This is a genomic window from Bacillus glycinifermentans (assembly GCF_001042475.2).
Classification (GTDB): Bacteria; Bacillota; Bacilli; order Bacillales; family Bacillaceae; genus Bacillus; species Bacillus glycinifermentans.
Genome location: NZ_LECW02000014.1, coordinates 1 through 12,776 on the forward strand (window position 1 = coordinate 1; position 12,776 = coordinate 12,776).

Below are 12,776 nucleotides of genomic sequence, written 5' to 3' on the forward strand. Positions count from 1 at the left end.
ATGAACCGGTCCGGGATCAGTAAGGGAAACGCGGAGAATGTTCCACAAACCGGATGGCGTCACAGTACGAAAAGTGGGCAGAATCCGGCGGGCGGCTACATAAGCGCTTGTACAGCTTTTCAATTATTCGCCAATCGTATGAAAGGTGTCATGATTGAGTGTAAGGATTTCCGGACGATTATTGAAAAATACGATAGCCCGGATACGCTCTTTTATGTTGATCCTCCGTATGTCGGCCGAGAACAGTTTTATGCCGGTGGGTTTACAGAGCAGGATCACCGGGATCTGGCGCGGCTGCTGAACCAAGTAAAAGGAAAAGTGGTTCTCTCCTATTATGACGATCCTTTGATACTCGAGCTCTATCCGACTTGGGAAAGAGAAACTTTTTCAGCATATAAGCAGGTTGTCGGTGGATCCGGAAAAGGGAACCGGGCCGAAGAAATGCTGTTGTTTAATTATAAAATCACTCAGCTTAGTCTATTTGATTAGGAGGCGCGGCGGGCGCCGGGAAGGGGAAATGTTATGATGCAGGATTACAAGCCGTTTCTGCAGCAAGCTATCAATATTTTTGAGCGAAAATACGGGGCTAACGGCAGATTATACCTCATGTTCTGGCTGCAAGACAATTTGATGAAAACCGTTGGCGGACGGAAATAGAATAATGTCCTAGATGGAAAGCCTGCGGACACTGAACTTACAGCTTTTGCGCTGTTTGTTTGGTGTCCGTTTTTTATTTTCGCAACTTTTCAGTCACACCCCGCGATCACTAGGGTGTCAAAAGGAGGCTGAAAACATGAAAAAGACCAAAAAGAACACGCAAAAAAAGCCGGAGAAGCTCACTGAACGGGATTTAAGGAACCTGATGGATACAAACAGGCCTATCTATAAAAGAGCCAAAGGCGGGGCATTTAGACAAAGATGAGGGGGCGTATGAATGAACAAGCAAGAAACAATCTGGTGTATTAATTTAACGATTTCCTTGGTGGCATTTTGGTTTTTGGTATTTGTATTAAAGATTAACGTCAGAACCATTCATGAAGTGGTGTGGATCTATTTCCTTATTACATTTGTACCGATCATATCAAAAGCGATTTACCGAAAGCTCTTTAGCCAAAATAGAAAGGGTGGGAATTGATCATGTATAAAAAAGAGATTGAAAAACTGATCAGTAGTTATCACTGGATGGCAAAAGAGGTTCAGAGATTGCAAAGAGTGCTTTACGGTTCTGACATCCCTATGCGAAGCTGGGGTGTCGCTCAATATGGGTTAGAAGCTGCCATGCCAAAGGGAAGCCCCGGCAAGAGTCAGGCCGAGCTGAGGGATATGGACATAAGAGAGGAACGTCTATACAAGCGTCTAGAATACTTCGAAGAACGTGTATACGCGATTGAGGCGGCAGCAAGAACGATCGAAGGGGAGCAGCATAAAGTGATTTATGATTGCATGATGGAAGGGATGAGCTATCGAGCCATTGGCCTTCATCTTGGCATATCGCGGGAAACCGTAAGACGAATGAAAGACGAAATCATCAACCAGTTGTGCCAAAATTGCCGAATTGTGCAGTTGTTGAATCCGAAAAAATCCGTCGTGTAAAATGGAAGGCAGGACGGGGAGGTAGGTTCCCCCGGTTTACCGCGTCACAAAATTAAGAGAGAAAGAGCGGCACTGCGAATGCGCGGGGTCGCTCTTTTTTATGCGGTGGCGGAATAGGTAGACGCTTAGGCATAAGATCGGATACGACTCGGCGAGGTTTTAAAACCCATGGGAACCGTTAAAGGGGAAGTCAGGTAAGCTGCTGCCCGTTGTGGTGAAATGCCGATCATGCAAGGTGCAAATCCTTGCCCGCATACAAGACTATCTACCATGTGTAGAAAAGTTTCCTTGAAGCGTGTGAAGCGTTTCATGCAGGGGTGGCGGCACATGGCTAGGGTGTCGCGAGCGGATATGAGTGTAGGTCGGGTCAAGATCCGCAATTCGCTATGAATTCGCTATTATGAGCTCATCTGCCATGTGCAGAAGGAGAATCCCGAAGTACGTACGGCGTCATCGGGTTTTAGGGTTCGGGGTTAGCCCGGACGGACATATTGCCGATAAGGCCTTTGCTACTAACTACTTTGTAGGGTGAACCCGTCACAGCTTTATCACGGGCGGCAATAGTTATGGGAAAGCGACCTGCATTGTGCAAGTCGCTTTTTATGTTTGTTGTGATATGCGTCTGGAAGAGGGCGGGCAAGTTCCTGCCAGTACGGGCGCAGCTCAGAGCAAATAAAGGAGAAAAGGACATGGATGAACTGTTACCAAGCTATAAAAAAGCATTGAGAGAGACATGGGAAATATATAAGCAGCTTGGCGATCAGCGGGAAAATGATAAAAAGATTGTTCACGAAATGATTTCTGATCTTGAATACTCAATCGCATGGATGGAAAACCGGAGAATGCCGGGATTGCGAAGGCCAGCATCCAGAAAGTCAAGAGTGATTTTTAAAGACCCTGATTTAATGGCGAGAATCTACACAATCGATCATGCTGCCGTCCCTAATGCAAGCGGCAGGGTGACAGGCGAAGAAATAGCCATGATCAATGAATGCCTATCTATTCTTACGGATAGGCAAAGGGAAATGTTCGTCATGCATGAAGGTGAGGGCTTTTCATACGAAAGAATTGCCGAATTACTCGGCGTTACGAAAGCAACTGTCCAAACAACTATCACAAGATCAAGAGCGAAAATACAAAAATACGTCAATTCGAATTTAGTGGGAGGTTTCAGAAATGGGACAGGTTACAAGAGTGTATCCGGGGCCTACAAACGGACTTATCAACTGGATGGAGAAAAACTTTCATGAGATCGATGGATATGTTGTCACTTTCAAAATGAAAGACGGTACGACGACGACCGTTTACGACGCTCACAACCATATTGAGGCTGCAGGTCTTGCAGACATTGGACGAAATACAATTCATCAGCTTGTCGAGGATGACGAGTTCGTATCGAAAGAATAATTCCAAAACAACACAAATCAGAAGGGGGCGGCGGGTGAATGTAGATGGCAGAAAAGCACATTCAAGCACAAAAAGATTACGTCAAAGGAATGAAATACAAAGACCTTGCCGAAAAATACGGGGTGTCAGTGAACACCATCAAGTCATGGAAGCAGCGGCACGGCTGGACGAGGAAAAAAGGTGCACCCTCTGAAAAAAGTGTGCACACAAAAAAACGGGGTGCACCTCCCGGCAATATAAATGCACTCGGGAACAACGGCGGCGCACCAAAGGGAAACCAAAACGCCAAAACACACGGCTTTTTCTCCAAGTTTCTCCCGGAGGAAACGCTTGAGATCATGGAAGAGATTCAGGAGCGTTCGCCTGCTGATATGATATGGGATCAAATTCAAATACAATACGCGGCCATTATCTGGGCGCAGCGTATCATGTTTGTTGCTCATGGAGAAGATCACGTGAAAGAGGTTAAGAGCGAAGGCCTTGACTTTGCGGACTACGAGGTGCAATTCGCTTGGGACCGTCACGCAACCTTCCTGAACGCGCAATCAAGGGCGATGGGCGAGCTTAGGAGCTTGATAAAGCAATTCGACGCATTAGCCCATGAAGAGGACGAGAGACGGCTTAAACTTGATCAAATGCGTTTGAACATCGATAAGACAAAAGCCGAAATCGAGCGACTGAACGACGATGAAAACGATTCAACATTTGAAATTATCATCAAGGATAAAGGTGAGCGATGATGGAAAAAGAAGTGAACCCCCGTTTCAGGGACTTTCTTTTTGATTGGTCACAGAAGTTTTATTTTCTCGTCGGCGGTTACGGATCATCCAAGAGCTATCATGTAGCCCTCAAGCTGATTTTGAAACTACTGCAGGAAAAGCGGACAGCCTTAGTCGTCCGAGAAGTCTACGACACACATAGGGACTCGACTTTTTCCCTGCTTGAAGAGATCATCACAGACTTGGGGCTTGACCATAAAATCCGGTGTGTCAGCTCACCAATGCAAATACGATTCCCAAACGGCAGCAAGATCATTTTTAAAGGGATGGACAAGCCGGCAAAACTAAAATCGATCAATAATGTATCAATTGTATGGGTTGAAGAGTGCTCAGAAGTCAAATATGACGGGTTTAAAGAGCTGCTGGGGCGCTTGCGGCATCCGACTTTAAAATTACACATGATTCTGTCCACGAACCCTGTCAGCAAAGGGAACTGGTCGTATAAGCACTTTTTTAAGGATGAAGCCAATCAGTTTTTTGTCCTTGACGACGACGAGCTTTACAAAAAGAAAACGATCATAAAAAACAACACCTATTATCATCACTCAACGGCTGATGATAATTTATTTTTGCCTGAAAGCTACATCGAGCAGCTGGAAGACCTGAAAAGCCATGATCCAGACCTTTACCGCATTGCCCGGAAAGGTCGTTTTGGCGTTAACGGAAAGCTTGTCCTGCCGCAGTTCGAAGTGATGGAGCATGAAGAGGTCATGAAAGCGATCAGGGCTATCGACAGGCCGATTTTAAAGAATGGCATGGACTTCGGTTTCGTTAATTCATATAACGCCTTGGTTCGTATGGCGATTGACCATAAAGAAAAGATTTTGTACATCTACTGGCAGTATTACAAAAACGACACGACCGACGACAAAACGGCGGAAGACTTGAAAGACCTTAAACGCGTTTTGATCAAGGCGGACAGTGCGGAGCCTAAAACAATTCGATTCTTCCGGCAACAGGGCTTTCTCATGAAGGCCGCAAAGAAATTTCAAGGCTCGCGGTTGCAATACACCAAGAAAGTAAAGCGATTCAAGAAAATTATTTGCTCCGATCAATGCCCCGATGTCATTAGAGAACTGAAAGACCTCACTTTCGCAGTCGACAAAGACGGTAACATCATCGAGGATGAATTCAACATCGATCCTCATACATTCTCGGCTATTTGGTACGGCTTGGATGATTACGAGGTATCAAACCTTAAAGGGCATGGGGTAACAAGGAGGTTTAGAGATTGATAAAATTCTTAGATCAAATCAGAAAAAGTGGCATATCAGGGGATTTAATTTCCCAGATTATCGAAGCGCATAAACCGGATCATGACCGGATGAAAAATTTATACGATCGATATAAGGCGGAACCTAGTGGCGTGCCGATTCTTCAGCGGAAAGCGATCGACTATGAAGACTTTGAAACAGGCCGTATTAAGCGGATTGACCATAAAGTAAACAACAAACTGAATAACTCTTTTGATTCCGATATTGTCGATACCAAGGTCGGCTATCTATTCGGCCATCCAATCGCATATGAGGTTGATGATAAAAAGGATTCTTTAAAGCAGCTGATCGAGGACTTTAATTTGAGAAACCACATCCCCGACGAGGACAGCGAATGGGGAAAGATGGCATCTATTTGTGGTTACGGCGCCCGTCTTGCTTACGTGGATAAGGAAGGGGAAGAAAGGATCAAAAATATCGATCCATGGGAAGTGGTTTTTCTCACTGACGGAAATATTCATGAACCAGAATACGCATTGCGCTATTACGAGACATACAACGGACAGCAAAAAGCCGAATTTTACGATTCCACAACGATTCACTATTACAGCACGAAGGACAGTGCAGTGTTTGAAGAAGACCGCACACAACCCCACATGTTTAAGAGCTGCCCGTTGTTCGGATTAGCCAACAATAAGGAGTTAAAAGGCGATGCCGAGAAGGTATTGTCTCTTATTGATGCCTATGACCGCACGCTATCCGACGCCAGCAACGAGATTGAGCAGTATCGTTTAGCATATCTCGTTCTGAAAGGTTTAGGCGTAGACGACGAAACGATGGAAAAGCTGAAAGAAACCGGGATTCTACAGCTGTTGGAAGAGAGTGACGATGTCAGCTATCTCACGAAGGACATCAACGACGCTATTATCGAAAACCATTTAAACCGGCTGGAAGAAAATATCCTTCGTTTTGCTAAGTCCGTCAATTTTACAGACGAATCATTCGGCGGCAATGTCTCGGGCGTCGCTATGAAGTACAAACTTATGGCGCTTGAAAATAAGTGCATAACGATGGAAAGAAAGATGACAGCAGCCCTTCGGTATCAGTTCAAAATCCTTTTTTCTGCATGGGGAACAAAGGGCAAGGCCAGCGAAGACGACTATCTAAAAGTGTGGTTCGGTTTCAAGCGTAACCTCCCAGTGAACATCCTTGAAGAAGCTCAAATTGCATCGAGCTTGAAAGGCTTTGTCAGCGAAGAAACACGTCTTTCTTTACTGTCATTTGTTGATGATGTTCAATATGAGCTCGAGAAAATGAAAGAAGAGGAAGAGGAATACAGAAACAGCATGCCGCCGTTGACTGACATTGACACAGATCAGGACGATGGCGGTGACGAAGATGAACCAGAATGATATTGACAAGTACCTTGATGACATGATCACCGAGGACGCGAAAAAGATTGATGTCGTTTTCGCTGAGCGCCTTAAAGAAATCAATCAGCAGATTGCCCTTTTATATGCGAAATACAGCACTAACGGGCAATTGACTATGGCTGATTTAAATAAATACAACCGGCTCAAAAAAGAAATGGAGCGTATGACAGAGGAATCATCAAAGGCATTCAAAACAATCCTGACGATTGTCGAAGCGTTAGCCGCAAAACAATTCCTTGAGAACTATATGCGCTCTGCCTATCTCTATGAGATGGAAGCCGCAGTTAACCTGGGCTTCAGTATACCGACAACCGAGGTGATCCGGCAGGCAATTCTTAACCCGATAGCAGAATTGACGCTCTCGGCAATTTACAAGCGGCATCGAGATGATTACGTCCGTCAAATACAAATATCTATTGCACAAGGCATACAGGCGGGCGAGGATTATTCGAAGATAGCGAAACGCATTGAGAAAAACACCGAATTTGCTCGTAGAAAGGCTCGTGACGTGGCGAGAACGGAGGTTCATAGGGTGCAAGTCTTGGGAAGGCTCAAAAGCGCTGAGAAGGCCTCAAAAAAGAGCAAACTCGAAAAAATGTGGAATGCCACACTTGACCTGAAGACAAGAGCCGGGCACAGGAAACTCGACGGGAAGACGGTTAAACCTACCGGATTATTCAAATCAATTTACGGCGGTGTCGGGCCGGCACCCGGACATATGCACAACCCCAAGGATGATATAAATTGCCGTTGCACAATCGCGTTTAAAGTAAATGGCGTTTTGCCAGATACGAGAAGAGCAAGAAAAGACGGTGCAGGGTCAGGCGAGACTATCCCATATCAAACGTATGAAGAGTGGTACAAATCCATTGAGGAAAAGAGTAAATAACATCATATCACCGTCCTGAGCATGACGGCATAAAAGGCTTATTTTTTTATGCACTCATAACAGGCGCGCACTGTAGAGGGCAAAGGAGGAAATCAAAGTGAATTTAGAAGAAGTCAAACACTTTCTCAATGACAATAAAGAAAATGCAGACGTAAAAGCTTATCTGGAAGAACTTTCGGCCGTGTCAGCCGACAAGGTGAAAGGTTTTCTGGAAACCGACGAGGGGCAAAAGTTGATCCGGCCTAAATTGGATCAGCACTTCACAAAAAGCCTTGAAACATGGAAAGCAAATAATCTCGATGAACTTGTAAATGCCAAAGTAAAAGAGCTGTACCCGGAAGAAACCGAGGAACAAAAGCGCATTCGGAAGCTTGAGCAAGAGCTCGAGAAGCAGCAGAAAGAAGCTAAGCGCGAAAAGCTCATGAATACGGCGATTTCTTACGCATCTGAAAAGGGCCTGCCAACTGATATTGTTGCTTACTTCCTTGGGGATGACGAAGAAACGACGAAGAGCAACCTTAGCACTCTTGAAGAAAAATACCATGCTGCTGTTCAACAAGCAGTCGAAAACAAATTCAAAGAGAACGGCCGGACCGTGGAGCCGGGCGGCGGTGGTTCTGGTCAAGGTGGAAATTTAGATATTGGTTCGCTTGCTGCTGAAGCAAGTATCAGAAAATAAGGGGGATAACAGAATATGAGTTTTGATCCAAATAACGTATTAATGCAGGATGCAGTCAAAGGGAAAGTACCATCTGATCAAGGAACATTAGTTTTAAAAGACTTTATGACACAATCAGCAGTCACAAAACTAGCAAAATATGAGGAAATGACTAAAACCGAGAAGACATTCACTTACCTTGCGTCTGGTCCCGGAGCTTACTGGGTTGATGAAGGTGAAAGAATCAAGACATCCAAAGCTACATGGTTAGAAGCTAAAATGACCTCTAAAAAGCTTGGGGTCATTGTCCCAGTCACAAAAGAGTTTTTGAATTACACCGTTAAAGACTTTTTTACTAAAATGCGGCCAGCAATCGCGGAAGCATTCGCTATTAAATTCGACCAAGCGGCACTTTTTGGCATTGAATCGCCTTTCGGAAAAGGTACTTCTGTATTCGAAAAAGCACAAGCAGCAGGAAACACCGTTGTTTTGAATTCTTTAGGCAACCTTTACGATGAGTTAAACGCAGTCATGGCACTCACTGAGGACAATGACAAAGACGTGAATGGCTTTACCACTACGCGTCGATTTAAACAAAAATTGCGCGGTGCGAAGGACGGCAACGGGCAGCCCATTTTTAATGATCCAAGAGGTGGAGCGACATCAGAGGCATTAGGTTTGCCGATTGGCTATGTCGATTCTAAGTCTTGGGATTATACAAAAGCACATCTACTGGCTGCCGATTGGGATTTTACCCGTTACGGAATTCCTCAAGGTATGGAATACCATATTTCGCAAGATGCAACTTTAACAACGGCTGTCGATGAAGACGGTAATCCTATTAACTTGTTTGAACGTGACATGTTTGCTCTCCGTGTGACTCAGCAAGTCGGATTTATGACACTCTCTGACGAAGCGTTTGCAGCTCTTACTCCGGAAACAGAAGCGGGGGCGTAATAGATGAGTTTCACATCAAAAAACTACAGAACCAGCGGCGGCGATAAGTGGGTTATTGGCGGCGAATTAGAAGTTAAATCAGGCGCAAAAGTATCCGGTATGCCTGCATCCACACCCGGCCCCGACAGCATCACTTCCGAAATGATCGGAGAGGGACAGGTCAGAAACCGTAATATCGGTGATGGGTCTGTAAATAGCCGCAATATCGGGAATGGCAGCGTTCAAAATAATCACATTCAAGCAAAGGCGGTTACATTGGACAAAATGGGCGATGATGTAACGGCCAAATTCACGGACATTGAAAACCGTCTTAAAGCGCTGGAAGGCTCGGGAGGTTCTTAATTTGAAAATCACAGACGGTTCTATAGTTTTGAGCGTGTCAGATAAGGCGTATAGGGTTGTCTATGCGCCTTTTGGCTTCAAAAGGGTAGAAGAGGCTGGAGAAGTTGCTCAGGAGACTGACGCGCCATTTGATCTTTTTGAAATGAGCAAAGAGCAGCTTAACAAAGTGAATAAAAGCGACATCATAGCCTTTTTAGAGCAACAGGAATTTGAATTTGATCCAAACGCCAAAAAGGACGAGCTAATCAAAGTCGTTTTAGGTGAGGAATAGGGGGACATCTGAAATGGACGTCCAGACTATCAAAACAATGCTTGGGATAACTACAGATAGGCACGATGCCTATTTGAAAGAGGTTATCCCTCTTTTTATTGATTTCGCAAAGGATTACTGCAATAACAAGTTTCTTGTTAATGGCGAGGAAAAGCTGCCGGCGGGCGTAAAGCTGTTTGTTGCAAAAGCGATTGAGTTTAACATGTCGCCCTCGAATTTAAGCGGCCGCAGCATGGGCGATGTATCTTACTCTTTCGAGACGGAGCTGCCGGAAACCGTTATGCGTCACTTGAAACCTTATAGGATTTTGAGGGTTAAATGATGATTTACGAATACGATGAATTCCCACACACGTTCACTGTTCAGAAGCTTGAGAAAGTGTCGGATGGTGGCGGTGGATACGAGGAAAAGTATGTAGATTTCATCACAATCAACGGTTTCGTTTGCGGGGTAAGCTCTCGGGAATTTTACCAAGCACAGCAGTTGCAGAATCCTGTTGACTGCAATGTGTATTACCCATATCGCACCGATATTGATAAAACAATGAGGATCATCTACGAAAATAAAATACTCATTTTCAAGTCGGCGCCGATCGATCAGGGCGGCATGCACGAGATCATGAACCTCAAATGCGAGGTTTCGGGGGTGCTTGAAGACAATGGCGAAGGTTAGCGGCAGATGGGTAAGGCAAATGCGAAGGGCTACAGATGAGTTCAGAAACCGTGTTATCGATGACGTAAAGCAGATTGTTACCGATACAGCCGAGCTGATTTATAGTCATGCTGTTTTAAACGCCCCGACAGCTATGATAGACGGCGGTAACCTGAAAAACTCTATCGAGATCGACTATAAAGACGGCGGCCTGACAGCGGTAATATCTGTCGGAGCGAGTTACGCGATTTATGTCGAATACGGAACCGGCATCTATGCTGAAGACGGGAACGGCAGAAAAACACCGTGGGTGTATTACGATACCAAGCTCAATCAGTGGGTTTTCACCCGGGGGATGCGCGCGCAGCCATTCTGGAACCCGGCAGTTGACGAAGGTATGCGCTATTTTGTAAGTCAAATGCGATAGAAAGGGGCTGTTATTATGCGGTCAGCCATGTGGCCGTTGCAGACAGCTATATTCAAAAGGCTTTCAACTGATAAAGGGCTGAATGCACGCGTCACTGGTGTGCTTGATGCAGTCTCGAAAGATCAGAAAAAGCCATATGTAACAACTGGCGACGATGACGTTTCGCCGTTTGAGACAAAAACGTCAAAAGGCGAGATTATCAATGTCGTTTTACACTGCTGGAGCGACTATAACGGCAAAAAAGAAGCTATGCAAATCCTTGATTTGATGCTGCAAGCATTAACGAAAGAGCCCCTAGAAATAGAGGGCTTTTCTTTATGCCGTTCTGAGATGAGCGGAATGCAGGTGATCACCGACATAGACGGCTACACAAAGCACGGCATTCTCAGAATGCGCTACACAATAAACAACTGAAAGGATGAAAAATATGCCAGATTTATTGAATGGTAAAGATGAGGTTTACTTTGTCCAACCGATGAATGCCACTGGAACAGAAGGGCTTTTCATCGCTTTCCAAACGGAAGGTAACCACACGAAAGAGCAGGATACAGTTGACGAGACGACAAAATCCGGCCGGATCGTTGGCTATGGTCCGAAATCGGAAAACATTGAGCTGACATATTATGCAGCCGTTACCGACCCCGGACAGGACGCGATCGAAAAGGCTTATGATAACGAGGAAGCAATTCAGGTCTGGAAGGTAAATCTAAACTTGAATGAAAATCAAAAGCATACATCTGAATATGGGCATGCGATTATTGAGAGCTTGGAGAAAAGCGCGCCGCAGGACGGCTTTATTGAGGTTTCAACGACTCTTCCTGTTCTGGGAAAAACGTTCAAGGGTGAATTAGCTCCATTACCTCAAAGTCTCCTTGATGAGATCAGATCTTCTGCGGGCGCAAAAAAATTCATGCAGTTTGGGGAAGAAGGCAAAACTACACCCTAATGCGCCCCAAAATCTATCGTTCACGGCTACGACTGACAGCGTGACCGTGGATTGGACGGCGGTAGATGGGGCGACTTCATACAAAGTGTACAGGGGATCTGAAAAAGTGTTCTACAAAGAAGTGACAGAACCAAAATGCACGCTTACGGGAATTGCGCCAGATACTAAACTGACTGTTAACGTATCTGCTGTTAATTCTGCCGGCGAATCGCCTATGACTGAAATTGAAACAAGGACGAAACCGGTAGAGGCCTAATATTCACTTTGAAAATAAGATCATGAGAGCCCGGGCAATAGCCGGGCTCTTTTGAATTTAAAAACAATCTGGAGGTTTTATACATGGCTTACTTAACAATTGACGGAAAAGATTATGCTGCACGTTGTGACTTTGCTTTTGACAGAACAGCAAACGAAAAATATGCAAAAGAAGACAAGAACGGTGACAAGTCTGGAGGAACATTATCAATCTATCTAAGCCTATTAAATGATGACGCGGCTTACTTATCTGCATTTTGGGATTGTGCACTTGCTTACCTCAAAAAAGGAAAGCCTTCTGTTGAACAAATCGAGGAAGCGCTCGCCAAGATTATCAATGAAGATGAAACAGGTAATGCAGCAGATGAATTGATCAAAGAAGCATTCAAGACGTTGGATTCTGCGGGTTTTTTCAAAGGAAAGATCCGTCAGCACTGGAAGATGATCGAGAAGATGGCGCAACCGAAGAAAGTGAGTCCGAACGAGACGCCAGAAATGGAAGCGAAACGTCTGGAAGAGGACGAAGCCAACAAGGAGATGCTCGAAATGATGAAAGAAGCATACAACGAGAAAACGGGATCGACTACGACCAAGTAATTGTCAATGCAGCTCGTTGGCTAAATGTCCATGACATCGACTTAATCATGTCTTGGACACCCAAAGAATACAAGTTGCTCATAAAAGGGGCGAAATTGAAAGAAATCGATCAATGGGAGCGCATGGCGAGAAATGCAATGTTTCACCGTTATGCGCTCAATGAAAAACGCCCAAAAGAATCAAAAATGTTTGATGCGAGAAAAGCAAAGCGTGAGCTTGAGCGAGACATCACAGGTGACGCAAACAACTGGCGATCATCAAACGTTAATGAGCTGGGTTCTAAAGCCAAAGCTGTTCAGCGTTTTAACGATGCCATTCGCGCTCATTTTGGAAAACAATTGTAGAAAAGGGGTGAGG

The 12,776-nt window shown here is 44.9% G+C and carries 23 protein-coding genes; all 23 read left to right on the forward strand.

The features are described 5' to 3' along the window. The coding region (locus tag AB447_RS09755) for a DNA adenine methylase (RefSeq protein ID WP_172796336.1) at positions 1-489 on the forward strand (489 nt) is incomplete at its 5' end. Positions 490-522: 33 nt separating this feature from the next. Continuing rightward, positions 523-657, forward strand: coding sequence for a hypothetical protein (locus AB447_RS27215; protein ID WP_277620349.1), 135 nt, complete (start codon positions 523-525; stop codon positions 655-657). A 136-nt stretch (positions 658-793) separates the two neighbouring features. Continuing rightward, the gene (locus AB447_RS27220; RefSeq protein ID WP_255131419.1) at positions 794-922 is read left to right on the forward strand and encodes a hypothetical protein; all 129 of its coding nucleotides are present in this window, start codon (positions 794-796) and stop codon (positions 920-922) included. A 12-nt stretch (positions 923-934) separates the two neighbouring features. Beyond that, on the forward strand, positions 935-1,135 hold the full coding sequence (locus AB447_RS09760; protein ID WP_048356097.1) for a hypothetical protein: 201 nt from the start codon (positions 935-937) through the stop codon (positions 1,133-1,135). A 2-nt stretch (positions 1,136-1,137) separates the two neighbouring features. After that, positions 1,138-1,593, forward strand: a complete 456-nt coding sequence (locus AB447_RS09765; RefSeq protein WP_011197863.1) for a sigma factor-like helix-turn-helix DNA-binding protein — start codon at positions 1,138-1,140, stop codon at positions 1,591-1,593. Positions 1,594-2,282: 689 nt separating this feature from the next. Continuing rightward, positions 2,283-2,843 carry a sigma-70 family RNA polymerase sigma factor gene (locus AB447_RS09770; protein ID WP_057957542.1) on the forward strand — a complete coding sequence of 187 codons (561 nt, stop codon included), beginning with the start codon at positions 2,283-2,285 and terminating at the stop codon, positions 2,841-2,843. Next, positions 2,824-3,000: a hypothetical protein gene (locus AB447_RS09775; protein WP_241494765.1), complete on the forward strand. Its 177-nt coding sequence runs from the start codon at positions 2,824-2,826 to the stop codon at positions 2,998-3,000. Before AB447_RS09770 ends, AB447_RS09775 begins: the two co-directional genes overlap by 20 nt. A 44-nt stretch (positions 3,001-3,044) precedes the next feature. Then, entirely contained in the window at positions 3,045-3,740 is a 696-nt protein-coding gene (terS, locus tag AB447_RS09780) for a phage terminase small subunit (RefSeq protein WP_048356099.1), read from the forward strand. Next, positions 3,740-5,014, forward strand: coding sequence for a PBSX family phage terminase large subunit (locus AB447_RS09785; RefSeq protein WP_172796337.1), 1,275 nt, complete (start codon positions 3,740-3,742; stop codon positions 5,012-5,014). Before terS ends, AB447_RS09785 begins: the two co-directional genes overlap by 1 nt. Further along, on the forward strand, positions 5,011-6,405 hold the full coding sequence (locus AB447_RS09790; RefSeq protein ID WP_048356100.1) for a phage portal protein: 1,395 nt from the start codon (positions 5,011-5,013) through the stop codon (positions 6,403-6,405). Before AB447_RS09785 ends, AB447_RS09790 begins: the two co-directional genes overlap by 4 nt. Beyond that, positions 6,392-7,315, forward strand: a complete 924-nt coding sequence (locus AB447_RS09795) for a phage minor head protein (RefSeq protein WP_048356101.1) — start codon at positions 6,392-6,394, stop codon at positions 7,313-7,315. The genes AB447_RS09790 and AB447_RS09795 overlap by 14 nt, the downstream gene beginning before the upstream one ends. 97 nt (positions 7,316-7,412) lie before the next feature. Continuing rightward, positions 7,413-7,994: a DUF4355 domain-containing protein gene (locus AB447_RS09800; protein ID WP_048356102.1), complete on the forward strand. Its 582-nt coding sequence runs from the start codon at positions 7,413-7,415 to the stop codon at positions 7,992-7,994. Between the two features lie 15 nt (positions 7,995-8,009). Then, the gene (locus AB447_RS09805; RefSeq protein WP_048356103.1) at positions 8,010-8,930 is read left to right on the forward strand and encodes a phage major capsid protein; all 921 of its coding nucleotides are present in this window, start codon (positions 8,010-8,012) and stop codon (positions 8,928-8,930) included. 3 nt (positions 8,931-8,933) lie between these two features. Further along, complete coding sequence (locus tag AB447_RS09810) at positions 8,934-9,272, forward strand: hypothetical protein (protein ID WP_048356104.1); 339 nt, start codon at positions 8,934-8,936, stop codon at positions 9,270-9,272. 1 nt (position 9,273) lies between these two features. Continuing rightward, positions 9,274-9,543, forward strand: coding sequence for a hypothetical protein (locus AB447_RS09815; protein WP_048356105.1), 270 nt, complete (start codon positions 9,274-9,276; stop codon positions 9,541-9,543). 13 nt (positions 9,544-9,556) lie between these two features. After that, on the forward strand, positions 9,557-9,865 hold the full coding sequence (locus AB447_RS09820) for a phage head-tail connector protein (RefSeq protein WP_048356106.1): 309 nt from the start codon (positions 9,557-9,559) through the stop codon (positions 9,863-9,865). Further along, positions 9,865-10,215: a phage head closure protein gene (locus tag AB447_RS09825; RefSeq protein WP_048356107.1), complete on the forward strand. Its 351-nt coding sequence runs from the start codon at positions 9,865-9,867 to the stop codon at positions 10,213-10,215. Before AB447_RS09820 ends, AB447_RS09825 begins: the two co-directional genes overlap by 1 nt. Further along, entirely contained in the window at positions 10,202-10,621 is a 420-nt protein-coding gene (locus AB447_RS09830) for an HK97-gp10 family putative phage morphogenesis protein (RefSeq protein WP_046131982.1), read from the forward strand. The genes AB447_RS09825 and AB447_RS09830 overlap by 14 nt, the downstream gene beginning before the upstream one ends. Before the next feature lie 15 nt (positions 10,622-10,636). After that, entirely contained in the window at positions 10,637-11,035 is a 399-nt protein-coding gene (locus tag AB447_RS09835; RefSeq protein ID WP_048356108.1) for a DUF3168 domain-containing protein, read from the forward strand. 13 nt (positions 11,036-11,048) lie between these two features. After that, the gene (locus tag AB447_RS09840) at positions 11,049-11,567 is read left to right on the forward strand and encodes a phage major tail protein, TP901-1 family (protein WP_052948546.1); all 519 of its coding nucleotides are present in this window, start codon (positions 11,049-11,051) and stop codon (positions 11,565-11,567) included. Further along, positions 11,497-11,823, forward strand: coding sequence for a fibronectin type III domain-containing protein (locus AB447_RS09845; protein ID WP_082094145.1), 327 nt, complete (start codon positions 11,497-11,499; stop codon positions 11,821-11,823). The genes AB447_RS09840 and AB447_RS09845 overlap by 71 nt, the downstream gene beginning before the upstream one ends. An 83-nt stretch (positions 11,824-11,906) precedes the next feature. After that, a complete protein-coding gene (locus AB447_RS09850; protein ID WP_046131985.1) occupies positions 11,907-12,419 on the forward strand; it encodes a tail assembly chaperone in 513 nt (170 codons plus the stop codon). Positions 12,420-12,514: 95 nt separating this feature from the next. Continuing rightward, positions 12,515-12,763: a hypothetical protein gene (locus AB447_RS09855; protein WP_231947375.1), complete on the forward strand. Its 249-nt coding sequence runs from the start codon at positions 12,515-12,517 to the stop codon at positions 12,761-12,763. Positions 12,764-12,776 lie beyond the last annotated feature (13 nt).